This window comes from Rothia mucilaginosa (assembly GCF_001061665.1).
GTDB classification, from domain to species: Bacteria; Actinomycetota; Actinomycetes; order Actinomycetales; family Micrococcaceae; genus Rothia; species Rothia mucilaginosa_A.
This window is the reverse complement of record NZ_JVSP01000007.1, coordinates 122,359-145,865: the sequence shown is the minus strand read 5'-3', so window position 1 is coordinate 145,865 and position 23,507 is coordinate 122,359. Positions and strand designations below refer to the sequence as shown.

At 59.8% G+C, this 23,507-nt stretch carries 27 protein-coding genes and 1 other RNA gene; 21 read left to right on the top strand and 7 right to left on the bottom strand.

From position 1 onward, the window contains the following. Positions 1-2: 2 nt before the first annotated feature. The 21 genes from ADJ95_RS05420 to ADJ95_RS05330 all read left to right on the top strand — a co-directional run bounded on the left by ADJ95_RS05420 (position 3) and on the right by ADJ95_RS05330 (position 17,466). Complete coding sequence (locus tag ADJ95_RS05420) at positions 3-2,009, top strand: glycosyltransferase (protein WP_049333324.1); 2,007 nt, start codon at positions 3-5, stop codon at positions 2,007-2,009. Further along, entirely contained in the window at positions 2,006-2,887 is an 882-nt protein-coding gene (locus tag ADJ95_RS05415) for an ABC transporter permease (RefSeq protein WP_049333323.1), read from the top strand. The genes ADJ95_RS05420 and ADJ95_RS05415 overlap by 4 nt, the downstream gene beginning before the upstream one ends. A gap of 4 nt (positions 2,888-2,891) precedes the next feature. Continuing rightward, positions 2,892-3,665 carry an ABC transporter ATP-binding protein gene (locus tag ADJ95_RS05410; RefSeq protein WP_005505398.1) on the top strand — a complete coding sequence of 258 codons (774 nt, stop codon included), beginning with the start codon at positions 2,892-2,894 and terminating at the stop codon, positions 3,663-3,665. 467 nt (positions 3,666-4,132) lie between these two features. After that, entirely contained in the window at positions 4,133-5,395 is a 1,263-nt protein-coding gene (locus ADJ95_RS05405) for a CpaF family protein (protein WP_049333322.1), read from the top strand. Continuing rightward, entirely contained in the window at positions 5,395-6,249 is an 855-nt protein-coding gene (locus ADJ95_RS05400) for a type II secretion system F family protein (protein ID WP_049333321.1), read from the top strand. The genes ADJ95_RS05405 and ADJ95_RS05400 overlap by 1 nt, the downstream gene beginning before the upstream one ends. Further along, positions 6,246-7,178, top strand: coding sequence for a type II secretion system F family protein (locus ADJ95_RS05395; RefSeq protein ID WP_049333316.1), 933 nt, complete (start codon positions 6,246-6,248; stop codon positions 7,176-7,178). The genes ADJ95_RS05400 and ADJ95_RS05395 overlap by 4 nt, the downstream gene beginning before the upstream one ends. A gap of 108 nt (positions 7,179-7,286) precedes the next feature. Beyond that, on the top strand, positions 7,287-7,514 hold the full coding sequence (locus ADJ95_RS05390; protein ID WP_005505403.1) for a hypothetical protein: 228 nt from the start codon (positions 7,287-7,289) through the stop codon (positions 7,512-7,514). Beyond that, positions 7,514-7,969: a TadE family protein gene (locus tag ADJ95_RS05385; RefSeq protein WP_049333314.1), complete on the top strand. Its 456-nt coding sequence runs from the start codon at positions 7,514-7,516 to the stop codon at positions 7,967-7,969. Before ADJ95_RS05390 ends, ADJ95_RS05385 begins: the two co-directional genes overlap by 1 nt. Next, positions 7,944-8,456 carry a pilus assembly protein TadE gene (locus ADJ95_RS05380; protein WP_239662795.1) on the top strand — a complete coding sequence of 171 codons (513 nt, stop codon included), beginning with the start codon at positions 7,944-7,946 and terminating at the stop codon, positions 8,454-8,456. Before ADJ95_RS05385 ends, ADJ95_RS05380 begins: the two co-directional genes overlap by 26 nt. Beyond that, positions 8,419-9,012: a pilus assembly protein TadG-related protein gene (locus ADJ95_RS05375; protein WP_049333310.1), complete on the top strand. Its 594-nt coding sequence runs from the start codon at positions 8,419-8,421 to the stop codon at positions 9,010-9,012. Before ADJ95_RS05380 ends, ADJ95_RS05375 begins: the two co-directional genes overlap by 38 nt. A 261-nt stretch (positions 9,013-9,273) precedes the next feature. Further along, the gene (gene prfB, locus ADJ95_RS05370) at positions 9,274-10,401 is read left to right on the top strand and encodes a peptide chain release factor 2 (RefSeq protein ID WP_049333308.1); all 1,128 of its coding nucleotides are present in this window, start codon (positions 9,274-9,276) and stop codon (positions 10,399-10,401) included. A gap of 18 nt (positions 10,402-10,419) precedes the next feature. Further along, positions 10,420-10,914: an SsrA-binding protein SmpB gene (smpB, locus tag ADJ95_RS05365; protein ID WP_005505423.1), complete on the top strand. Its 495-nt coding sequence runs from the start codon at positions 10,420-10,422 to the stop codon at positions 10,912-10,914. 145 nt (positions 10,915-11,059) lie between these two features. Further along, positions 11,060-11,521 carry a DUF4190 domain-containing protein gene (locus tag ADJ95_RS05360; protein WP_049333306.1) on the top strand — a complete coding sequence of 154 codons (462 nt, stop codon included), beginning with the start codon at positions 11,060-11,062 and terminating at the stop codon, positions 11,519-11,521. Between the two features lie 215 nt (positions 11,522-11,736). Then, positions 11,737-12,495 carry a DUF4190 domain-containing protein gene (locus tag ADJ95_RS05355; protein WP_049333304.1) on the top strand — a complete coding sequence of 253 codons (759 nt, stop codon included), beginning with the start codon at positions 11,737-11,739 and terminating at the stop codon, positions 12,493-12,495. 258 nt (positions 12,496-12,753) lie between these two features. After that, positions 12,754-13,126: a transfer-messenger RNA gene (gene ssrA, locus ADJ95_RS09030) on the top strand. Positions 13,127-13,819: 693 nt separating this feature from the next. Continuing rightward, complete coding sequence (locus ADJ95_RS05350) at positions 13,820-14,182, top strand: hypothetical protein (protein WP_065423987.1); 363 nt, start codon at positions 13,820-13,822, stop codon at positions 14,180-14,182. 167 nt (positions 14,183-14,349) lie between these two features. Beyond that, on the top strand, positions 14,350-14,799 hold the full coding sequence (locus tag ADJ95_RS05345) for an 8-oxo-dGTP diphosphatase (RefSeq protein ID WP_049333302.1): 450 nt from the start codon (positions 14,350-14,352) through the stop codon (positions 14,797-14,799). Positions 14,800-15,379: 580 nt separating this feature from the next. After that, positions 15,380-15,757, top strand: coding sequence for a GyrI-like domain-containing protein (locus ADJ95_RS05340; protein ID WP_204371130.1), 378 nt, complete (start codon positions 15,380-15,382; stop codon positions 15,755-15,757). 133 nt (positions 15,758-15,890) lie between these two features. Then, positions 15,891-16,208: a heavy metal-binding domain-containing protein gene (locus ADJ95_RS05335; RefSeq protein ID WP_049333301.1), complete on the top strand. Its 318-nt coding sequence runs from the start codon at positions 15,891-15,893 to the stop codon at positions 16,206-16,208. A gap of 55 nt (positions 16,209-16,263) precedes the next feature. Then, positions 16,264-16,431 (top strand): hypothetical protein, encoded by a 168-nt coding sequence (locus ADJ95_RS09385; protein WP_160310627.1) that lies wholly within the window; start codon positions 16,264-16,266, stop codon positions 16,429-16,431. Positions 16,432-16,815: 384 nt separating this feature from the next. After that, positions 16,816-17,466 (top strand): hypothetical protein, encoded by a 651-nt coding sequence (locus ADJ95_RS05330; protein WP_049333299.1) that lies wholly within the window; start codon positions 16,816-16,818, stop codon positions 17,464-17,466. 104 nt (positions 17,467-17,570) lie between these two features. Here the strand turns inward: ADJ95_RS05330 and ADJ95_RS05325 are convergent, their stop codons facing one another. The 7 genes from ADJ95_RS05325 to ADJ95_RS05300 form a co-directional block, all read right to left on the bottom strand. Continuing rightward, on the bottom strand, positions 17,571-18,512 hold the full coding sequence (locus ADJ95_RS05325) for an inositol monophosphatase family protein (RefSeq protein ID WP_049333297.1): 942 nt from the start codon (positions 18,510-18,512) through the stop codon (positions 17,571-17,573). A gap of 39 nt (positions 18,513-18,551) precedes the next feature. Further along, positions 18,552-19,679, bottom strand: a complete 1,128-nt coding sequence (gene rsgA, locus ADJ95_RS05320; RefSeq protein ID WP_049333294.1) for a ribosome small subunit-dependent GTPase A — start codon at positions 19,677-19,679, stop codon at positions 18,552-18,554. Further along, a complete protein-coding gene (gene aroA, locus ADJ95_RS05315) occupies positions 19,679-21,163 on the bottom strand; it encodes a 3-phosphoshikimate 1-carboxyvinyltransferase (RefSeq protein ID WP_049333292.1) in 1,485 nt (494 codons plus the stop codon). Before aroA ends, rsgA begins: the two co-directional genes overlap by 1 nt. Positions 21,164-21,365: 202 nt before the next feature. Next, positions 21,366-21,656 (bottom strand): mycothiol system anti-sigma-R factor, encoded by a 291-nt coding sequence (gene rsrA, locus ADJ95_RS05310; protein WP_049333289.1) that lies wholly within the window; start codon positions 21,654-21,656, stop codon positions 21,366-21,368. 64 nt (positions 21,657-21,720) lie between these two features. Beyond that, on the bottom strand, positions 21,721-22,398 hold the full coding sequence (locus tag ADJ95_RS05305; RefSeq protein WP_049333287.1) for a sigma-70 family RNA polymerase sigma factor: 678 nt from the start codon (positions 22,396-22,398) through the stop codon (positions 21,721-21,723). Positions 22,399-22,561: 163 nt separating this feature from the next. Then, positions 22,562-22,636 (bottom strand): 50S ribosomal protein bL37, encoded by a 75-nt coding sequence (locus ADJ95_RS09610; RefSeq protein WP_095343185.1) that lies wholly within the window; start codon positions 22,634-22,636, stop codon positions 22,562-22,564. A 213-nt stretch (positions 22,637-22,849) separates the two neighbouring features. Further along, on the bottom strand, positions 22,850-23,449 hold the full coding sequence (locus tag ADJ95_RS05300) for a GDSL-type esterase/lipase family protein (protein ID WP_049333285.1): 600 nt from the start codon (positions 23,447-23,449) through the stop codon (positions 22,850-22,852). Positions 23,450-23,507 lie beyond the last annotated feature (58 nt).

Below are 23,507 nucleotides of genomic sequence, written 5' to 3'. Positions count from 1 at the left end.
TTATGGCTACTCAGACTTTGAAGACTCTGCAGCGGGTCATTTTCCCGAGCGCGGTTGAGACCGACGTCGTGCCCCTCTACGTGGATGCGGGCGTTGCAACCGGCGTTCAGCTACCCACCCGTATCGACGGCGACGCCTCGACCTCCATCGCGGAGGCGATGAACACCTCCGGTCAGTCTGTATCGAACGCTAGCGCGAACCGCGACGCCGCAAACAGCCTGAACAGCCGCCGCTCCATCACCGTGAGCGCGGGCCAGAGCCTGTCGTTCGGTACCTATTTCAACGCCTTCCCCGCTTCGTACTGGCGCCGCTGGACCGACCTGAAGAAGGTCACCCTGAGCGTTCAGACCCGTGGCGAGGGCATGGTCATTGTGTACAAGTCCAACGGCCGTGGCGTGATCCAGCGTGTGGACGCCAAGCTGCTCTCCGGCGAGGAGACCACCACCTTCACGATGCCCCTGGCACCCTTCGGTGACGGTGGCTGGTACTGGTTCGACCTGTCAGGCACCACCGACCTCGAGCTGGTCGAGGCAAATTGGCTGGGCGATATCGAGCCCCGCGCCGACGTGAAGGCCGGCCAGGCAACCGTGCAGATTACCACCATGAACAAGGTGGAGTACTGCATCAACAACATTCGTGCGCTGGGCGAGAGCCCCGAGATTTTCGATGCCGTGCACGAGTTCCTGATTGTCGACCAGGGCACCCAGAAGGTTCAGGACCACGAGGACTTCGAAGAGGTCGTCAAGCCTCTGGCGGGCAAGTTCCGCATCATTAATCAGGGCAACCTGGGTGGTTCCGGCGGCTTCTCGCGCGGCATGTTCGAGGCTGTCAACAACGGCTCCGATTACGTGCTGTTGCTTGATGACGACGTTATCGTTGAGCCCGAGTCGATCCTGCGTATGGTGACCTTCGCGAACTACTGCAAGGAACCCACCATCGTGGGTGCGCACATGTTCGACATGTTCGACCGTTCGGTTCTGCACGCGTTCGGTGAGGTTGTTGATCCGTGGCGTAACTTCTACGCTAAGCCGCACGATGACATGGCGATGGGCCACAACCTGGGCCACCACAACCTGCGTAACACCCCGTGGCTGCACCGCCGCGTGGACGTGGACTATAACGGCTGGTGGATGTGCCTCATCCCGACCGCGGTCATCAAGGAGATCGGCCTGTCCCTGCCGCTGTTCCTGAAGTGGGACGACGCCGAGTACGGCCTGCGCGCTAAGGCCGCGGGCTTCGCGACCGTGTCCTTCCCCGGTGCGGGCGTGTGGCACGTGTCCTGGACCGATAAGGACGATTCCGTCGGCTGGCAGGCTTACTACCACGAGCGTAACCGTCTCATCACGGCCCTGTTGCACTCTCCCTTCGACAAGGGTGGCCGCGTGTTGCTGGATTCGCTGTTCCTTGACGTCAAGCACACCCTGTCGATGCAGTACTACACCGAGGCCGGCCGTCTGCTGGCTCTCGAGGATCTGCTGTCGGGCCCCGATCACCTGCACCCCTCGCTCTCGAAGCGTCTGCCGGTGATTCGCGCAATGGCTAAGGAGTACCCGGAGTCTCAGGTGAAGCCGAACGTGGATGACTTCCCGGCTATCCAGTCGAAGAAGCCGCCGTTCCGCGGTCGCCGCTCCTTCGCATCCCCCGGCTACAAGAAGCTTGCTTCGTGGACCGCGAAGACCGTGGGTCGCCAGCTCTTCAAGCCCGTGAGCGAAGAAGCGAAGGCGCATCCGCAGATTCAGCTGAACTACGGTGAAACCAACTGGTGGACCCTGTCGAAGTTCGACTCGGCTCTGGCCACGAACGCTGAGGGTACCGGTCTCTTCTGGTACCGTCGTGACCCCGAGCAGCTGAAGTCGAAGCTGATTCACGCCGCGAAGCTGCACGCTCAGCTGGTGACCGGCTGGGAGAAGCTGCGCGACCTGTACCGTTCGAAGGCCGCAGAGGTTGCCTCCTACGATGCGTGGGCTAAGACCTTTGCTGAGCATACGGATTCTGAGCTGACCCGATGAGCGATTTGAAGTCTGTTCCCCTGAAGGCGCCCGGTCGCGGCCGCGGCATTCTGGATGCGATGAAGAATCGCTACCTGCTTCGACTGCTGGTCGATAAGGAAATCCAGGTCCGCTACCGCGGCTCGGTGCTGGGTATTTTGTGGTCGTACATTAAGCCGGGCGTGCAGTTCCTGGTGTTCTACATTGCCATGGGTCTTTTCCTTGGCCTGGAACGCGGTATGCACAACTATGCGGTGTACCTATTCTCGGGCATGATTGCCATTAACTTCTTCTCGGAGGGGTTCGGCAACGGTGCCCGCGCCATGGTGGTTAACAGCGCTCTGATTCGCAAGATTTACCTGCCGCGTGAGTTGTTCTCGCTGTCGACGGTGTGGGTGGCTCTGGTGCATTTTGTGCCGCAGATTGTGGTCATGCTCCTGGCGTGTTTTGCGGTGGGTTGGCATCCGTCCGCGTTGGCTTTCGGGTCGATTCTGGCGGGCATGCTCATCGTGATGCTGCTGTCCTATGGTCTGGGTCTGATTTTCGGTGTGGCTAACGTGTTCTTCCGAGATTCGGAGAACATTGTGGACATGCTGCTGATGGTGGCTACCTGGTTCTCGCCGGTGCTGTACTCCTGGACCATGGTGCGTGACACTCTCTACCCGTGGGTGTTCAACGTGTTCATGATTAACCCGCTGACCGTTGCGGTGGAGCTGTTCCACTATGGCTTCTGGCATCCGACGCTCCGTCCTGAGGATTTGGCGCTTCCTGCTTCGCAGGTGGTTCCGCATCTCTTCAGCTTCTGGACTCCGATTGCCATTGGTATTTCTCTGCTGACCGTTTTGATTGGTGATTTGCTCTTCCGTAAGTTTGAGGGCAACTTCGCCCAGGAGCTCTGATTCTGTGGATATTAAGAAGCTTGAGTTCCCGCCGGTGAGCCCGGACGCTCCCGTGGTGATTCACGTGGAGAATTTGGTGAAGCGCTTCGTTCTGCGCCACACCCGTTCGATGAAGGAAGCTTTTGTGTGGCTGATTAAGGGCCGCAAGGGTGATCTTTCGGAGAAGTTCAATGCACTCAACGGCGTGAGCCTGGATATTCGTCAGGGCGAGCGTGTGGCTCTTCTGGGTCTGAACGGCTCGGGTAAGTCCACGCTGCTGAAGATGATTTCTGGCGTGATGCGCGCTGATGAAGGTGAGGTTCTTACTCGCGGCAATATTGCGGGTCTGATTGAGGTAGGCGCTGGTTTCCACCCGGATCTGACCGGCCGCGATAACGTGTACCTCAACGGCGCGATTTTGGGTATGACCAAGGATGAGATTGAGGCTTCCTTCGATTCGATTGTGGATTTCGCTGAGATTCACGACTTTATCGATACCGAGGTGAAGTTCTACTCTTCGGGTATGTACCTGCGTCTGGCGTTCTCGGTTGCGGTTCATACGAACCCGGATATCTTCCTGGTGGATGAGATTCTTGCGGTGGGCGATGAGCCGTTCCAGAAGAAGTGTATTGCGAAGATTCAGGAGCTGTGCTCTGCCGGTAAGACTCTTGCCGTGGTGAGCCATGACCTGGATTTGGTGTCTAAGATTTGTGACCGCGGCGTGGTGCTGGAGCACGGTAACCTTCGATTCGACGGTCCGATTAAGGAGGCTGTGAAGGTAATTCGCGGCGGTGACTAACCGCTAGATGTATCGCTTGTGATGGGGCGTGTATTCCCGATGGGGGAGTGCACGCCCCTTTGCCGTGCCCTGTCACTGCGCTCTTTCGTTGCGAGGTTATCGGCTCGTGAGGGACAGCGCGGATGGTCCTGGCCAAATCCGCGATGTGGATAAAGCACCAAATGTTACGCACGTATTCGTGGTAGGAAGATGGGCTTGGCGCTAGATGCTGCAAGCTACCTCCCAAGGGCGGAGAAGAATACTTGTGGCGATTGACTAGGGCGTTTGTACTGATCCGGGTATTCCCCGCGTAGAAATGGCATATATCACGATAGAAAATATCGAAAAACTACACCTGTAAATATTAAGTAGCGAAATATATAGTTTTGATAAATTTGATGCCCTGTGGCTAGGATGATGGAAGTAATAGGTTACAGTCGCAAAGTTGCATGTAACGCCACCACACACCGCAGCATCGGATTATTTCAATGGAGAACACCGTTCCGAATACCAAAATGGAACACCTGGCTCTACTTGAGGAGAACATTCGCAAGGCCATGCGCCGTCGCAACCTGGACCCTCGAGAGGACCGGGATGCCGTACGCGCGCTCATCGGTGAATGTTTGGACGAATATGAGCAGAAGCGCACCCGCGTCTCCCTGCCCGATGTGGGGGAGCGGAGCGTCGTCATCCAGCGGCTCCACGATGAAATCTGCGGTTTCGGGGTCATTCAGCCCTTCCTCGATGATGAGAGCGTTGAGGAGATCTGGATTAACTCGCCCGATGAAATCTTCATCGCGCGCAACGGCGAAAGCGAATTGACCGGTCTGCATCTGAGCCCCCGGGCCATCAACAGCCTGCTGGAGCGTATGCTCAAGCCCTCGGGCCGTCGCCTGGACCTTTCCTCTCCCTTCGTGGACGCCTCCCTGCCGGATGGCTCCCGATTGCACGCGGTGATTCCGGACATCACCCGCAGGCACACGAGCATCAACATTCGTAAGTTCGTGGTGCGGGCCCGCCGCCTGCCCGATCTGGTCCGCATGAACTCCCTAAGCGCCGGTGCGGCGTCCCTGCTGCACGCGGCGGTGGAGAGCGGCATGAATATCCTCGTCTCGGGTGCAACCCAGTCGGGCAAGACCACGATGCTCAATTGCCTATCTGCATCGATTCCGCCGCGGGAACGCGTGGTCACCTGCGAAGAGATTTTTGAGCTATCCGTGCCGCTGCGAGACGTGGTGGGCATGCAATGCCGTCAGCCGAACCTTGAGGGTACCGGCGCCATCGAGTTGCGCCGCCTGGTCAAGGAGGCCCTGCGTATGCGCCCGGACCGCATCCTCATTGGCGAGGTACGCGAGGCAGAATCTCTGGACATGCTGATTGCGCTCAACGCGGGTCTGCCCGGCATGTGCACGATTCACGCTAACTCTGCACGCGACGCCGTGACAAAGATTTGCACCCTGCCGCTGCTGGCGGGCGAGAATATCTCCTCCTCATTCGTGGTGCCCACCGTGGCCTCGTGCTTTGACATCGTGGTTCACTGCGGCCGCGATACCCGCGGGCAGCGCCGGGTCGAGGAGATTAGCATGCTCGGCGGTCGTGTCGAGGACGGGGTGATTGAGATGTCGCCGCTGTTTGTGCGACGTGATGGGCGCATGGTCTGCGTGGCCCTGGAACTGCCGAACGCCGAACGCTGGGTACGTGCGGGACATCGTCCCGAACAGGTGCTGGCCCTCGCGAAAGCGGGGCAGTGATGTCGCTTTTCCTCAGCCTAATTCTGGGCATCGGCGTGTGCCTGGTGTACCTCTCCTGTTTTCCGGAGGGGCAGAAACCGGTCCGCGAGGCCGCCGACCCCGCGCTGGTCGTGGCGTTGCGCAAGGCCGGGATGCACACGCTGACCCCTCGAACCTTCACCTGGGTGAGCCTTGCGAGCGCCGTCGCCCTGTCCCTGCTGCTTCTGCTGGTTAGCCAGTTGGTGGCCCTGGGCGTGCTCGGGTTTATCGCCGGGCTGGTGGCCCCTCGCGTGGTGGTGAATCATCGCGCCCGTGCCGCGGATGCACGCATCTGGCAGCTGTGGCCGGATGCGGTGGACCACCTGCGTTCGGCGATTCGTGCGGGCCTCTCCCTGCCGGAGGCACTGATTCAGCTCTCCTACCGCGGCCCGGAGGAACTTCGCGGGGCCTTCGCCCATTTTTCGCGTGACTATCGCGCCTCGGGCGAGTTCGTGCCCTCGCTGAACCGTCTGAAGGAATACCTCTCGGACCCGGTTGCGGACACCATCATCGAGGCTCTCAAAATTGCTCGCGAGGTGGGAGGCTCTGACCTGGGCAAGCTGCTGGGCACGCTGAGCGATTTTCTGCGCGATAATGCCCGCACCCGCTCGGAGCTTCTGGCCCGCCAATCCTGGACAGTGAATGCGGCCCGGCTCTCGTGCGTGGCCCCCTGGTTTGTGCTGTGTCTGATGGCGACTCAGCCTGCCGCGCGCATGGTGTACAACTCCTTTACCGGGGCCGTGCTCATGATGGCCGGGGCGACGGTTTCGCTGGCCGCCTATCGTCTGATGCTTCGCATCGGTGAGCTTCCGCGCGAACGGAGGGTCTTCGGATGAACCTTCCCATTGTGTTTGCCCTGTTGTTGGCGGCCGGCCTGGGCCTGATTCTTTCGTCGGTTCTGAATACTCGAAGCGTTTCCTTCGCCGATCGCGTGGCATCGCAGCTTCGCGGTGAGACTCTGCGTGAGTCTCTGCTGAGGGAGCAGGAGCGTCGCGAACCCAGCCTGATGGAGGCCCTCTCGGCCTTCTGCGCGCCGCTACTACGCTCGCTTTCCGCGACGTTGAACGGCTCCTCGTTGAGCGACAGCTCTGTGCTGGAGCGTCTGCGCCGGGCGGGGTCTTCCCAGAGCGTGAGCGCGTTTCGTGCTGAGCAGCTGCTGTGGGCTCTTGCCGGTGTGACCGTCATGAGTGCGCTGACCGTCATTGGCGTGGTGCAGGAGCGTTTCTCCATCCTGGTGGCTCTTGTGCTGGTGCTGGTGAGCGGTTTGAGCGGCTTTCTGGCGCGTGACTGGTGGCTGGGTGAGGCGGTGACTAAGCGTGAGAAGCAGCTGGTTGCTGAGTTCCCGGCGCTGGCGGAGATGATGGCTCTGTCGGTGACGGCGGGCGAGTCGGCGCTGGCGGCTTTGGAACGTATTTGTTTGACCTCTCGCGGCGAGTTGGCTCGTGAGTTTTCTGAGATTTTGGCGCAGACCCGCACCGGCGTTTCACTACTGAGCGCGCTGCAGGAGTTTGCGGAGCGTACTCGCGTTCCGGCGTTGAGCCGCTTCGTTGAGGGTATTGCTGTTGCGATTGAGCGCGGTACCCCTCTGGCTGATGTGTTGCGTGCGCAGGCTCAGGATGTGCGCGATAACGCTAAACGTGAGCTGATGGAAACAGCCGGTAAGAAGGAGATTGCGATGCTCGCCCCGGTGGTGTTTTTTATCCTGCCGCTGACCGTAATTTTTGCGGTCTTCCCGGGCCTGTCGCTCATGCGTTTGAACTTTTAGATTTTGCGGCGGGTACACACCGTACCTGCTACACCGCGGTGGGCTGGGCTGATTGCCCGGCGCGCCGCACCAACCACACACTACACCCTTTGATAGAAGGAGAAAATCATGTTCCGTCGTTTCCGCACCACCCTCACCGTGCTGATTGCCCTGGCTATCGCATCCGTGCTGGCTCTGCGCCTGAAGAACAAGCAGGATGATCCCGAGCGCGGCGACGTGCCCGGCTGGGTCATGATTACCATGATGAGCGCCGTGCTGGTTGCCGCTATCTTGGCGATTGCTCAGCCCGCTCTGACCAAGATGTTCAACGACGCGATTGCTCTGGTTCACCAGTAATGCGTAAGCCTCGCATCGCTTCTGAGCTGACTGTCGCTGAGCTATCCTCCGCGGAGTATTCTGTGGAGGAGAGCGAGCGCGGTGACGCCAGCACGGAATTCGTCATGGTCGGTGCGCTGTTGGTGTTGCTGACCATGGCGATTCTGCAGGTTTCTTTCGCCCTGTATGCACGAACCATGTTGGTGGATGCTGCGGCGGCTGGGGCACGGTACGGTACGATGCGTGACCGCACTCCGCAGGAGGGCATGGAGCGTACCCGTCAGATGATTGAGGGGACTCTTCCATCCTCGTATGCTGAGAATATTTCGTACCGTCAGAGTAGTGATTCTACGGGTGTGCGCACTTTGGAGGTGACGGTGAAGTCTCCGTTGCCGGTGCTGGGCCCGTGGGGTTTTCCGGATTCTATTGAGGTGAAGGGGCATGCGATTTATGCGGAGCATCGTTCCGGTGATTAGCGACTTTTCGCTTCGGCAGCGGGTGAAGGAACGCCTGAAGAGCCGCTCTGATTGGCCTCTTTCTGAGCAACACGACTCTGAAGAGGGTAGCGCCATTGTGGAGTTCCTGGGCCTGGGCATTACGCTGCTCATCCCGGTGCTCTACGCGGTGCTCACCATCTTCAGCCTGCAGTCCTCGGTCATGGCGGCCCATGCCGCGAGCGCCCAGGTGGTGCTGTATGTGCAGGAGCAGCCGCAGGATTCGTCGGTTGGCCCGGATTTGGCTCAGCGTTTGGCTGTGCATGCTGCCGCGGATTACGGGGTTGAGCCTTCCGATGTGAGCGTGTCGTTGAGCTGTGCGTCGGGGGAGTGCGTCTCGGGTACGAAGGCGTACGCCACGGTGACGGTTCAGGCGCGTCTGCCGCTTCTGCCTTCGTTTATGGGTGGCGGCGTGATTCCGGTGAGTTCTCATGCGACGAGTTGGGGGTCTGGTCATGCTGATTCCTAATGGTTCGCCCGCTCATCTGTTCTCGCCCGCTCGCCTGCTTTCCTCTGTGCGGGAGCGCTACGCTAACGCATGCCGTCGTGCCCGTCTACAGGTTCGTGCCCGTGCGCAGAGCCGGGCGCTCGCCGCTGACCCGATCGCATCAGGCCCGGAAGAGGGCAGTATTGCCCCGCTGATTGTGGGCATGCTGGCGTTGCTTCTGCTCATCGGTTCGGTGACGGTGGCGATTACTGGCGCGTATCTGCAGACTCAGCATCTGCAGGATATGGCGGACGCTCAGGCGAACTCGATTACCCGCACGATGCGCACTCCGGATGAGGCGAGTGGTTCGGCGGCGTGGGAGTATGCGAGTGCGTACCTGGCTGAGGTTCAGCCGGGGCAGGATTTTCAGGCGCTACGTCTGGAGAACGTGTCTGTGGATTCTGACCAGAGTGTGCATGTGTACCTGTCGGCTCGTATTCGTCCGCCGCTACTGTCGATTCTGGTGCCTGATGGTATTGAGGTAACCGCTCACGGTTCGTCGCGTTTGAAGACGAGCCAGGGCCCGTCCACTGATTAGTGCGTCCATCAACGGCGCACGGGCGTATCGGCGACGGGTATATCGGCTCACTCGCTTATTGGCGTGTTGTGAGCCTCCTAGACTGCGAGGGCGCATCCGCAAGGTAGTGTAACGGCTAGCGGATGCGCCCTCGTTTTATGCCCTTTTTAGGTCTTCGTTGCGCGGGTTCTGCCCTCTGCCTGCCTTATCCTTCTGTGCTGTGGGCTGTTGCGGGCTGTAACGGCGGGACTTTCTGGCCGTTTCGCGATAGTGTTAAAAGCTATGGCATCCTTCGATTTTTCCGCTGAGATTAAAGAGCTTCGCGCTATCTTTGCCTCGATTGCCGCAGTGAGCGACATCGAGGGGATTGAGCGCGCCATTGAGGAGCTGTCCGAACAGGCCGCCGCCCCCGACCTCTGGGATGATGTTGAGCATGCCCAGAAGGTGACGAGTGCCCTCTCCTACAAGCAGGCGGAGCTGAATCGTCTGCGCTCGCTGTCCTCTCGCATTGACGATGTTGAGGTGATGGTGGAGCTTGCCGAGGCCGAGGATGCTGAGACCGCCGCCGAACTACTGGCAGATGCTCAGGAGGAATGCGGCCAGATTCGCGCCAAGCTGGAAGAGCTGGAGGTTTTGGTCCTCCTCTCCGGCGAGTACGATCAGCGCGAGGCCGTGGTGACCATCCGTGCGGGTGCCGGTGGTGTGGACGCCGCTGATTTTGCGGAGATGCTTCTGCGCATGTACCTGCGGTGGGCGGAGAAGAACGGCTACCCGACGAAGGTGCTGGATACCTCCTACGCTGAGGAGGCGGGCTTGAAGTCGGTGACCTTTGAGGTGAACGCACCGTACGCTTTTGGTCGCCTGTCGGTGGAGGCGGGTACTCACCGCCTGGTGCGTATTTCACCCTTCGATAATCAGGGCCGCCGCCAGACCTCGTTTGCGGCGGTTGAGGTGATTCCTCTGATTGAGCAGACGGACGCTATTGAGATTCCCGAGTCTGAGATTAAGGTGGACGTGTTCCGCTCCTCGGGCCCGGGTGGTCAGTCGGTGAACACGACGGATTCGGCGGTGCGTATGACTCACCTGCCGACCGGTATTGTGGTGTCGATGCAGAATGAGAAGTCGCAGCTGCAGAACCGTGCGGCGGCCCTGCGCGTGCTGCAGTCCCGCCTGCTGTTGCTGCGTAAAGAACAGGAAGACGCGAAGAAGAAGGAGCTTGCCGGCGATATCAAGGCGAGCTGGGGCGATCAGATGCGCTCCTATGTTCTGCATCCGTACCAGATGGTGAAGGATCTGCGTACCGGCTATGAGGAGGGTAATACCTCTAATGTTTTGGATGGCGGTTTGAACGCCTTTATTGATGCTGGTATTCGCTGGCGTGCTTCGGGGCGCGCGGCTGAAGACAGCTAAGACGTGAAGGATTGAGTAATGGCTCAGAAAAAGAAGAAAGACGCAAAGAAAGACCCGAATAACGCGATTATTGCCCAGAATAAGAAGGCTCGCCACAACTACAACATTGTGGATACCTATGAGGCGGGTATTGTTCTGCTGGGCACCGAGGTGAAGTCTCTGCGTGATGGTGGGGCGTCCATTGTGGATGGTTTCTGCCAGGTGACCGATAACGAGATGTGGCTCGAGGGTATTCATATTGCGGAGTACGGTTACGGTACGTGGACGAACCACGCGGCTCGTCGTCGCCGCAAGCTGCTGCTGCATCGTTCGGAGATTAACAAGCTGGCGCAGAAGCTGAAGGAGACCGGCTACACGGTGGTTCCGTTGAAGCTGTACTTCTCGAACGGCCGCGCGAAGGTTGAGATTGCCCTGGCGACCGGTAAGCGCGAGTATGATAAGCGTCAGGCTTTGCGTGAGCGTCAGGATGACCTGGAGGCGCGCCGCGCGATGCGCTACCGCAACCTCGGCTAGGGACTGGCGCATCGCTCTTCTCCCTCGGGAAGGGTGGGTGCCCCTACCTATAATGGTAGGTGGATAGTGCGCCGACCGGATGTTGCCTACAATTCCAAGCTCCGTCGTGCGCCGCCACAAACTATATCTATGTAAGGAGATCGATATGTCTGAGTCCTCGAACGTTCAGCCGTTGCCCGAAGACGCCGCTTCCGCACCGGTGCAGGAAGCGGCGGAGCGCACCCCGCATCCTGTTGCGGAACAGAAGCTGAGCTCGGGGCTGGCTATCGCCTCCTTGGTATGCGGCATTTTGGGTATTCTGACCGGTATTTTTATCTACGGTGTTGCTCTCGGCTTGGCCGGTATTGTGCTGGGCATTGTTGCGCTGGTTCAGGTGCGTCGAGGCGCTGCTTCCGGTAAGGGCCTGGCGATTGGCGGTATCGTGACCGGTGTCGTGAGCTTCGTGGTGACCGCGGTGACCATCGCGGTCATCGTGCTGAACGCCATGATGGGTCAGGAGTGCATCAACAACGGTCACGAGACGTCCGATGGTGGTTACGTGTGCACCCTGGGCGGTCACGAGCAGACCCTGAGCCCCTCGGAGTACAAGAACCTGAGCCGTTTCTAGGGCAGACGGTGCTGCCTCCTCACGGGGATAGCGCGCGCACTGGCTCCGAAGCATATTTGCTGGATGGAGGGCGTAACGGCTCTCCTGATGAAAAAATTGCGTGATATGTGGTCAAAGAGCGGCTTGTTTATATAATTGTGGGTAAGGCTTGGCGCTACGTAGCGCGTTGAGCGAGATGAAACTGTTCACTGCAACTGTGAAAGAAAGAATGACAGATGTCTGAGAATAACTACGGAAACCCCCAGGGGAACGCGCAGAACCCCTATGCTGCTCAGCAGCCTGCTTCTTCCCAGCAGAACGACGCGTACGGCCAGTCCTCCTACAATCAGTCCTCGTACGGTCAGGATTCGTCCGCTCAGGGTTCCTACGGCCAGAACTCGTATGGCCAGAACTCGTATGGCCAGAACTCCTACAACCAGTCCTCGTACGGTCAGGAGAGCCAGAACCAGTTCGGCCAGTACGGCCAGGACTCTTCGGCTCAGCAGTCTTCCCAGTACGGCCAGGGTTACCCCCAGCAGGGCCAGCCGGGTGAGTACAACAACTACCAGTACCAGCAGAACTCCTACCAGCAGCCCGGCCAGGATCTCTACAACTACGGCCAGCAGGGCAACTACCCCTACCAGGCATCGAAGAAGACCCCGGCTCTGGCTATCACCTCGATGATTCTCGGTATTGTTGGTCTTCTGACCGGCTTCTTCGCAATCGGCCTGCTCTTTGGCATCGCTGCCGTTGTTCTGGGTATCATCTCGCTGAAGCAGACCAAGGCTGCCGGCGCGGGTCAGGGCTTCGCAATTACCGGTATCATTACCGGTGCTCTGGCCTTTATCTTCGGCCTCATTATGGTCTTTGTCTATATCCTTACCTTCCAGACCATGCAGAAGTGCGCCGAGGTTGGTACTAACGACGGTCACGGCCACGCGGTCTGCCAGATCGGTGACGATCCGGACGACCTGATGACCGTCCCGGCACGTTAATAAACTTTAGAACGCCACCTGACGAGCGCGTTAGGGGAGGGGCGGAGCACTCAGAGTTTCTGAGGCTCCGCCCCTCCTCCTTTGTATTTGGAGACTGATACTCAGCGTGTGCACGTCGTCGGGGGAGGTCTCGAGGACTTGCGCCCGTTCGAGTGTCTCAGATATACTGAATCTCTACCGTGTTTGAATGGCACCGCAGCGTCTAGGTACGCTGAGGAAAACTTTCAGAGGACGGTGGGCTTTTTGATAAAAGCATAGGGGGATGATCGGTTTCGACGATGTGAGTTGAGATGGGTGAAGCGTGCCGAGGATGCAGGGTTATCTCGTTAACGCCCTCTGCAAAAAATTAAGTGCAGAATCTAAGCGCACTGACTTCGCACTCGCTGCCTAAGCGCGAGTTGCCGTCTGTCGGCCTGAGCATGCCTTTGGCTCAGTTACCGGCATCGACTTAAAAGGCCACTGCTGCTAGCCCTCGTCGCGGGGGCTGGCGGGACTTTTACGTGACTAGGTTCGTCGGTATATGTGTTTATGCAAGTACCGGAGCCGAAAAGTAGCGTTCGCATAAACTGCGCACGGAGAAGCCCCGTTGACGCCACATCGGACCGGGGTTCGATTCCCCGCATCTCCACGATCTCCCAACCGTCCGCTATCCCGTATTGGGTGCGGCGGTGATTATCGGTTCCAATCCAGAGGACGAACCGCGGTAGGTTTCTACCACCCGGCAGGACGCCCCACGGCGTCACCTGCCGGGTATTTTTATGCCCAATTGGTCGGTCCTGTATTGCCGGTCTGTTCTGGAATGTACCGGCGTGCCCGAGGGTGCTCATGTGACCGCATTGTAATGAGAACGCCATCAGAGAATGACGACTCATATGTCGTTGACTTCGAGGGCCTGTCTATCTCTCCTCATCCGTTCGAGGGACGATATCGGGGTAGCTGGTCCTCATTCAGAGACTACCTCACTGACGAAAATAAGGATGAGTGGCACAGCTGACTCGACAAAGATGTGTGCTATTTCGATGGGGCTGTCTATGAGCGAAATGCACGCTTTGAGTACAGCACCATCAATGTCTCGGATAGGAAGGTTTTCAGCTTTGCCTTGCTATGAGCCTCAGCCCGATATCCGTCGCCCACATGGTAATTTGGGTCTTGCCTCCCCGCTAGAAGTATTTGATATCGATAATGTTGTCAATGATGATACACTCAGGTGGTCAGACACCGATTATGGGACAGATTCTGAGGCTTACTGAACCCAGCAGCCTACATTGTTCCTAGGGTTCAGAATCGACCGATTTATTGTGACATGGGTAGCAAAGGAGCGGCGATGGCGGAGGACCTTACCGAAGATCAGGTGCGCGACAAGGCCAGGGGAATCCTCGACTTCGAGGACAGGCCGGGGGTCGTCTCTGGCGTCGGACAGCTCATGACGTTCAACCGGGTGGGCTTCAAGGGTGTGGCGGACAAGCCGGACGGGTGGTATCTGCCCGACAACGTGAACGACCCCGCCGTCGTGCTGGAAACCAAGGCCAGCCGCATCGTGCTCAAAAAAGACCAAGTCGATGAACTGCTCAAGAACATACGCATCCTCATAGGCTCAAGGATATGGGCTATCAGATGTTTCATACGGCGATTCATTCGGTTCTGTCGAAATGGCTTGAGAGTGCCGCAACCAAAACACGAAGATTGACATCCTGCTGGAGGAGTATTCCAACATCAAGATGAACACGACGGACAATCAGAAGGCAATCAATGATTTCATTGATTGGGTGATTGAGATTAAAGAGTTTCTCTGTGAATTGCTGGAAGCGATGTACGAAGAACTTCCTGTTCCGAAAAAGAAGAAGTGAGAATAATATGAGCAGAACGGAAAATGTTGAATTGACGGTATTGTGTCTCATCACGGATGGGGACAGAATGCTCCTTCAGAACAGAGTAAAAAATGACTGGCAGGGATATACGCTTCCAGGCGGTCATGTGGAACCGGGAGAATCTTTCGTTAATGCGGTTATCCGTGAAATGAAAGAGGAAACGGGGCTGGATATAAAGAATCCACGGCTTGTGGGTGTGAAGCAATTTCCAATCAAGGACGGACGCTATGTTGTTATTTTGTTCAGGACTAACGAATATAGCGGGACGGTCATGTCTTCTGACGAGGGTCAGATGGAATGGGTGGAAAGCAATCGCCTATCAGAGATAAACACGGTCGATGATTTTGAGGATTTGATGCGAGTAATAAACGATCCGGCTCTGACGGAATTTCAGTACCTGGTCGATGGGGATACATGGACAGTCTCTATAAAATAGTATGAGTACACGAGGTTGAAAAATGAGCAGACCTATAACAACTTTATTTATGCTTATGTCGGTAGACGGCAAAATCAGCACAGGCTCCTCGGACGCATTGGATGTAGATAAGGATTATCCTACTATAACTGGCGTGTCGGAAGGTTTGCATCAATCACTATGATTTTGCTCCTGAGAATGGGAGCCCAAGACTGAGCTGGAAACAGTAGAGTCGTAGATACCGACAAAATATCCGGCATCCTCCGTTGTCTCACAGAAAGCAATGGTGGCCTCCGTAATACCAGCCTTGGAAGAGGTCCAATGCGTGCGAAGAATATATTTACACTAGGATTTTTTCTCACTATTGTTCCGGTGTTCTGGGTGATTATCTCATTTGCCAGAGACGGGGAGTTCTTTAATCCAGTATCAATTCTAAGTGCAATTTTAGGAGGTCTTTTGGTTACTTTTGCAGCCAGAAAGACGCTTGAGAGTGATTCAAAGTTCCCTAAGGGACCTCCTAAGGGATCTAGTAAGTAAAACATCGCTTAGAAGTTTCTAAGAGGAAGAACCGCCGTAGGTTTCTACCACCCGGCAGGACGCCGTGGAGGGGGTCGACTACGCCCACAAGGAGGCATTCAACTGGATTGCCGTTATCCGTCTACCCGACTTCGTGACACGGGAGGTCTTCGGCTGGGCGGTCGAGGAGGCGACGGCGAAAAAGAAGATTGACTGCTCGATTGCGGAGTATCTTCGGGTACGCGAGGGGCTCTGCGTCCAGTGTCTGCACGTCGGTAGCTACGACGACGAGCCTGCCACGGTCGAAGCCATGGATGCCTTCGCGCGCGAGCAAGGCTACGAGATCGACCTGTCGGAGGAGCGGCGCCACCACGAGGTTTATCTGTCGGACGCTCGCAAGGTAACACCTGACAAGTTGAAGACCATCGTGCGTCATCCGATTAAACTCGCGGGTGAAGACTGACAGTCCGAATAGCGGTAGCCTGGCGAGTGTGAAGTGTTAGGAGCTTCGTGTTCGTGTAGCCGGTGGCCTACTAGCCGTAGCGCGAGAAGACAGGTAGTGTTGTTACGTTAGCTCTCTATGATTGGAGTGAATAATGCTTGTTGTGACGACCCCAACTGTTGAGGGTGCACCCGTCAAGGAATACATCGGTATGGTCTCCGGCGAAGCGATCTCCGGTGTCAACATGTTCAAAGACATCGGTGCGAGCCTGGCCAACTTGTTCGGTGGCCGCGCCTCCCAGTACGAGGAAGAGATTGGCGGCGCCTCCGAGACCGCCGTCAATGAAATGTGCGCCCGTGCCGAGGCGATGGGCGCCAATGCGGTCGTCGGCGTGAAGGTCGACTACTTCACCGCCGGCACCGACAACGGCATGCTCGCCGCCATCGCGACGGGCACTGCGGTCATTCTCTGACCCGCGCCTGCACGGCGCTCGGCTCGCGCAGAACAACCCGCCAGAAGGGGCTCGCATGGGCCTGCGCTGGCGGGTTGTTGTTGCGCTCATCGGTGCTCACCCCCCGTTGGAGGCGAAGCGCTCGGTTGACGCGCGCATAAGCATCGAGTGCCTCGGCGCTAACTTTGACTCGATCGCCCGCGTAGACGGCCTGAAGGTGACCGCCGCGGATAGCACGGCGTAGGGTGGCAATGGATTCATAGCCCGCCTCGGAAACCTCGCGGAGCGAGTAGAGGTGCGGCGGTGATTATCGGTTCCAATCCAGAGGAAGAACCGCGGTAGGTTTCTACCACCCGGCAGATGCTCAAACGAGCGCCTGCCGGGTCTTTTTTATACCCGCTGCGGGGCGAATGTGCGACCGTATCGTAACGAGAACGTTACGTAAGAAGACGTAGAGAGAACTCATGACGTAGTATCAAAGTGTAGATATTGTTCCGACGCCGCGACGCTTGAGCTTTCGTAGCCGTATGATGAACGATAGAGAGCCAATGGATACCCACGTTGCCGGGGGCATTCGGAGCGTACCGTCACGCACCGGAGCTCGGCGACACCCGAATAAGGACACACCATGGATAACCAGAACCCCACCCCCGCTTCCGGCGGTGCCCAGGGCGGATTCGCCGCGGCATCGAACAATAGCGCTCCCTACGGCGCTTCGCAGGCTCAGTCTGGAGGGCCCGGCGCAGCTCCCTCCTTCCAGCCCGCCTACGGTGCTCCGAACGGTCAGCCCGGTGCACCCGCGGGAGTGGCTATCGCACCCGCCGCGTACCCCGAGCGTGACGATACCTACCATCGTATCCCGGCCGAGTACACCGTCCCCGAAGAACACCGCCGCCCCTACGGCGACGCCACCAGCGATTTCCGCGGCCCCGGCTACTACTACTCCATCGGCGCCTTCTGCTCCGGCCTGGGAGCCCTGGCGCTCACCATCTACGCCTGGATGGTTGTGGGCCTGCGTGCCCTCGAGATGAATGAGATGAGTAGCCGTGGCTACCGTTCCAGCTCGCTAGCCTACGACTCGACCTCGGTCGTCGGTCTATTCCTGACGGGCCTGATTCCCGCCGGTATTGCTATCTGGCTGGCCATCTATTCCGCGCAGGTCAATAGCGGCCACGTCACCAAGTACACCTCGAAGATGAACACCTTCAATATCTTCGCCTATGTCCTTGCAGGCCTGAGCATTCTGGCCTTGCTGGGCGTTCTATTCGTCGCTCTCTAAGAAAGCGATATAACGCAGGAAGGCGGCGGCACCCCGTATTGGGGTGCCGCCGCCTTTATCGTATGCGCGGCTCCGCCGAGATAAGTCCGGCGAGAGAAGGAGGCCTAACCCTCCGTGTTAAGGATTTGGAGGACCTGTTCCTGAACCGCTACGGTATTACTGGCCACCAACGATACCGTCTCGGACGTACCGGCGTGCTCGGGCAGGTTGCCCTCGAGGGTAGAGGCAACGCCGCCGGCCTCACGGATGATCGGGAGGAGAGCCGCCACCTCGAAGAAGGAAAGGGCCGGATCCACCACGGTATCCACGGCCCCCTCGGCGAGCAGGCACACCGACCAGAAGGACCCGTAGGCGCGGGAACGGCTTGCGGAGCGTAGCAGGTGTAGCAGGCGCGGGGTGAGGTTCGGGACGGAGGAGCCAGCCTGCTCCCACGAGGCGATATCCGTGTACGCTACGGAGAGAAGATCGAGCTGCGTCACCTCAGAAACCTGAAGGCGGGTCGCCTGCGCGAGCGACTTGCCCGTGTACGCACCCGAACCGCGAGCAGCCCACCAGCGACGGCCCAGCGACGGGGCGGAGACCACGCCCACCACAGGCTCACCCTGGTCCAGCAGAGCGATGAGGGTGGCCCACACGGGAACGCCGCGGCGGAAGTTATCCAGCTCCGCGAGGGGCGCAATAACCCACTGGCGCGCCGCCTGGCCGTTGTGGCCCGCGTGTTCGCCGGCGATGCCGTCGCGGGTGCGGACCCTCGACAGCTGAGCCCGCAACAGCTCCTCAATTTCTAGAGCAACCTCCAGCGCATAATCGGCGGGCGCCTCCGGCACGACCGGTTCGGGCTCGGTACTCTGCTGCGCGGCACGCTGCCAGGGTGCCAGGGGCGCGGACTCAGCGGGCTTCTGCTCCTCTTCGGGGATAGCGGGGCCGTCCTCCGCGGGGGAGTATGCGGGACGGTCACGGAAACGGGCGGAGCTGACCCGGTCCACGCTATCTGCCAAAATGTGCGCGAGACGCAAATCGTCGGTGTACAGCGGGGTACGGCTCATGGTTGGTTGGCTCTTCTCACGGTAGTAATCGGTGTGTGGTTAGGCGAGGGCGCCCAGTTCCTTCTCGGAGTCCCCCTCCTCGGGGGTCAGCAGCAGGAGCTTGCGTAGCGACTCCAGACGCTCGGGGCCGCTGGGGCCCGCCTTCCCGGCGGCCACGTAGGCTTCGATTCCGCAATCGGGGGCCTGCGCTGCGTGGGTGCATCCCTTCGGGCAGTCGGCGGCACCGGGGGCCAAGTCGACGAAAGCATCGACCACGGTCTCACGCGGCACATGCGCCAGGCCGAAGGAGCGGATACCCGGGGTATCGATAATCCAGGTACCCGCAGGGACCGGGCGGCCATCGCGCTCCACGGGGCGCAGGGCCAGGGCCGAGGAGGAAGTGTGTCGGCCTCGACCGGTCACCGCGTTCACGTGGCCGGTTGCGCGATCCGAACCGGTCAGCGCGTTCACCAACGTGGACTTACCCACGCCCGAGTGGCCCAGCAGGACCGATACCTCACCCAGCAGCTCCTGCAACAGCTCCTGCACGGGAGCCGACTCGAGGCCCTGGGCACCGTCCTGGCTGGGGGCCAGGCCGTCCGAGGAAGCCGAGAGAACAATCTTGAGGCCGCTGGCGGCGTAGTAGTCCAGCAGATGTTGGGGGTAACGCACATCGGTCTTCGTGATGCACAGAATCGGTTCGATTCCGGCATCAACCGCCGCCACCACGGCGCGGTCGATGAAACCGGTACGCGGTTCGGGATTGGCCGCAGCGACCACAATGACGAGCTGCTGGGCGTTGGCCACGACCACGCGTTCCGAGGGGTCGGTGTCGTCGGCGCTTCTGCGTAGCACGGAGGTGCGTTCCCCCAGACGCACGATGCGCGCCAGGGTATCCTTCGCCCCCGAGGTATCTCCCACCACGTCTACGAAGTCGCCGGTCACAATCGGGGTGCGGCGCAGTTCCTTGGCGCGGGCGGCAATCAGGGTGCGCTCGTTCTCGGTGCCCTCGTCCACGACCACGGACCAGCGGCCTCGGTCCACGGTAATCACGCGGCCGCGAATGGCCTCCTTGAAGGTGGGGCGGTCCTTGGTGCGGGGGCGGGAGCCCTTCTTGTTGGGGCGAACGTGCACATCCGATTCATCCCAATCAGAGAAGTCACGAACATTCATTCGGGAGGAACCCATTAGCTCACCTCCTCGGTGGTTTGTACGTTCTGCGGGGCTTCTGGGGCCTCACCGGCCCACTGCGCGAGCATGCCCTCCCACATGGAGGTGAACTCGGGCATCGTCTTCGCGACGGTCCCCACGTTCTGCACGACGGTGTTGCCGCGACGAAGGCCGACAATGGCCGCGAAGGTAGCCATTCGATGGTCGTCGTAGGTGCGGGCCACCACGGTCTCGGCGCGGGCCTCAGCGGGGATGGGAGCCTCAATCACGAGGCCGTCCTCGGTATCGCGGGCACGGCCGCCCAGACGGTTAATTTCGGCGGCCAGGGCGGCCAGGCGGTCCGTCTCGTGGCCGCGCAGATGCGCAATGCCGTGCAGCTCGACGGGGCCGTGCGCCAGCGCGCACAGGGCGGCCATGGTCGGGGCGAGCTCGCCCCCGGCCGACAGGTCGTAGTTGAGCGGCCCCTCCGGCAGGGAACGCGGGCCGGTCACGGTCAGAGCACCGTCGCGATACTCGACGCGCGCACCCAGGGTCGGCAGAAGCTCGCGCCACATATCGCCGACCTGCGTGGTACCGGCCGAGGAATCAGCCGCGGGGGCGGGCCAGTGGGGAACGCTCACAGAGGCACCCGTGGCCACGGCAGCCGCCAGGAACGGGCCGGCATTCGACAAATCGGGTTCCACGGTGACCTCGAAGCCGGGGAAAGAACCGGGGGAAACAACCCAGCGGTACTCGCCACCCTCGGCGGGGTAGTGCTCCTGCACCCGCACGCCACGTTCGCGGAGCGCCTCAACCGTCATCTGAATGTGCGGAATCGAGGGAACCGAGGAGCCCTCGTGCACGAGCACGAGCCCCTTCGGCAGGCGCGGAGCCATGAGCAGAAGCGCAGAGACGAACTGGGAAGAGGAAGAAGCGTCGATGCGCACGACGGGAGCCTCGTCCACCGGCACGGAGGCCAGGCCCAGGGTACGCAGAATGAAGGGTAGAGCATCGGGCGCTTCGGCGCAGTCCACGCGCACGCCCAGCTGGCGCAGACCCTCCAGCACGGGGCCCATGGGACGCTGGCGTGCGTGAGGGTCGCCGTCAAAGGCGAACTCACCGGGTAGCAGGGCCGCCAGGGCGGGTACGAAACGCATCACGGTGCCGGCCAGACCGCAGTCAATACTGACGCGGTGAGCCTCGCGAACCCCGGAAGGCTCGGCTGACGCGGAGAAATCCAACGGGGTAACCCGCAGGTCGGGGCCGAAGGGCGAATCGGTGGGAATGAGCTCAACCCCGGCACCCAGGCGGCGTAGCGCCTCAATCATGAGGGCAGAATCGCGGGAGTGCAGAGGCGCGCGTAGGTACGAGGGAGAATCGGCCAGAGCGGCCAGGAGCAGGTATCGGTTTGTGAGCGACTTTGAACCGGGGATATGCACCGTCGCGTGACGGCCGAGGGCCGAAGCGGGGGCCGGGGGAGCGGGCCAATCACCCGCGGACAGCTGCACTGATGCGTCGCTCATAAATCCTCTTCCAAATCGGCATGCTACGGAGGGTAGCCCGCACTCGGCGGAATCCGTAGCCGGTCTAGGTCTATTCTACCGGGTGAAGGTTTAGCGCACCCCGCCGGAACCCCCGGATGAGACGGGCCTGCCCGGTGCTCGAGGGGAGCGCCGGGCAGGCCCTATAAGAAAAGCTGAAAAGCAGAGTGGGGAGACTCAGTGCCTAGCGGTGCACCTGCTCGCAGAAGTCTCGCACATCCTGCAGCAGACGGCTCTTGAGCTCCGCGGGAGCTTTCTGCGCGCAGGAGGAACGCATCTTCTCGCGGAGCGCCAGCTCAAAGTTCTTGACATCGGTGCACTCGGGGCAGGCGGTGAGGTGGCGCTGAATCGTGCGCACCTGTTCGCTGCTCAGCTCGCCGTCCAGGAACTCGTAGAGCTTCTTGAGGGTCGTGGAACAGGGTTCGCCGCCGCAGTCTTCTGAGGGGGCGGTAGAGGTATTCGGGGTATCAGACATCGGAGGTTCCTTTCACACGGAAGGTGTAGGGGGAAGCAAGTGGGGCAAACGTTTTTTGAGGGGGCTAAACCGATTTGGGGGAGGTTTTCGCCGCGGCCTTGGCTGCCGAGGCGGCGGCCTTCGCCTCAACCTTGGCAACCGTGGAGGGGCGCAGACCGTTCTCCCTCGCGTAGTCGAGTAGCTTTTCTCGCAGGATGCGTCGTCCTCGGTGAAGACGGGACATGACCGTACCTATCGGGATGTCCATAATCTCGGCGATGTCCTTGTAGGCGAAGCCCTCGACATCGGAGTAGTACACCACCATGCGGAAATCCTCGGGGAGGGAGCTCAGTGCCTCACGCACCTCGGTGCCCGGCAGAGAGCTCAGCGCCTCGGCCTCAGCCGAACGCAGACCCACGGCGTCGTGATCGCCGGCAGCGGCCAGCTGCCAGTCCTCGACGGTTTCACCCTGACTCTGCTGCGGTTCGCGCTGACGCTTGCGGTACAGGTTGATGTACGTATTCGTGAGGATGCGGTATAACCACGCCTTCAGGTTCGTACCCTCGGTGAACTGGTGATAGGACGCGAAGGCCTTCATATAGGTCTCCTGCACCAGATCTTCAGCGTCGGCAGGGTTGCGGCTCATGCGTAGGGCCGCGCTGTAGAGCTGGTCCACGTACTGCATGGCCTGTGCGGTAAAACGTTCACGTAGCTCGCGGGTGTCCTTGGCACTGACACTCTGAGTGTCTGCGGTCTCGGCCATGATTCCTCCTCTCTACGGGAACGCTCCATACGGTCACCGTAGAACATAACGTCTGATTTGGGGCTTTATTCCCCGCACCCGGGTGATGGGGGGGGTAAAGCAAAACCCCGGGTTCGAATAGAAGATTCGATACGCCGGGGTTTTAAAGTGTATGCAAGATACCTTATGCGTTGGGGCGCTTACCGTGGTTTGCGCCGCCCTTACGACGGTCCTTGCGCTTACGACCGCGCTTGCTCATGAGAGCCTCCTTATAGTGTTCATGGAAACACGCCCCACCTTCGCGGTGCGCGTTCCTCGTTAACTGCCCTGTGAGAGGCGGTCACCGAAAATCGGTGGTCCACGCTATAGGGGCAACGCCGTCTATTTTTTCATAGAAACGGCCTGATTGCATCTTGGAACCGAGATATGAGCGAAAAAACACGAAGTTTCTTCGCCTTCCTCTTCCAAAGGATTAGCCGTGCTCCGGGATGTTCAGCCAGTTGTACCAGCCGCGGTGCAACACGAGCCAGGCCATGAGGCCGTAACCGGACTGGCCGGGGCGACCGTCATTTGCTGCCAGGTCGTTGCGCCACTGCTCGTGGTGCAGCAGCGGGTTGAAGGTGTCCACGTACACGTGGTTACGGCGGGTCACGACATCGGCGTATGCGGCCGACAGATCGGCGATGCGGCGGTTACGCTCGGCATCCAGGGTCGGAGGGGGACCGACGACCAGAACCTTGATGTTGTTCTGCGAGGCCATGTCCACAATGTTAGCCAGGTTCAAGCGGGAGCGTGCGCTGGTCAGACCCAAATCGATGTCGAAGGTCGACGGAGCGATGACGAGGCGGTTGTCGGCGCCCGGAATAAAGCGGCGGCGGGCCTCCTCAAACCAGCGAGCGTTGAGCTGTTCGCTGCCTTCATTGGGTGCGGCCAGGTTGTACGCCGCGATGGATGCGGTGGTCTGCGGGGTGCGTGCCATGACGCGGCCGAACCAGCCGAGGGTACGGGGATCGCCAACACCGGCGAGCAGGTCATCGCCGACTGCCACAATTCGAATATTGCGTTGCTCCACGGAATTCTTTCTTCTGCAGGATGGACCCGCCGTGAGAGGCGGCGGGGCACGTGAGTAA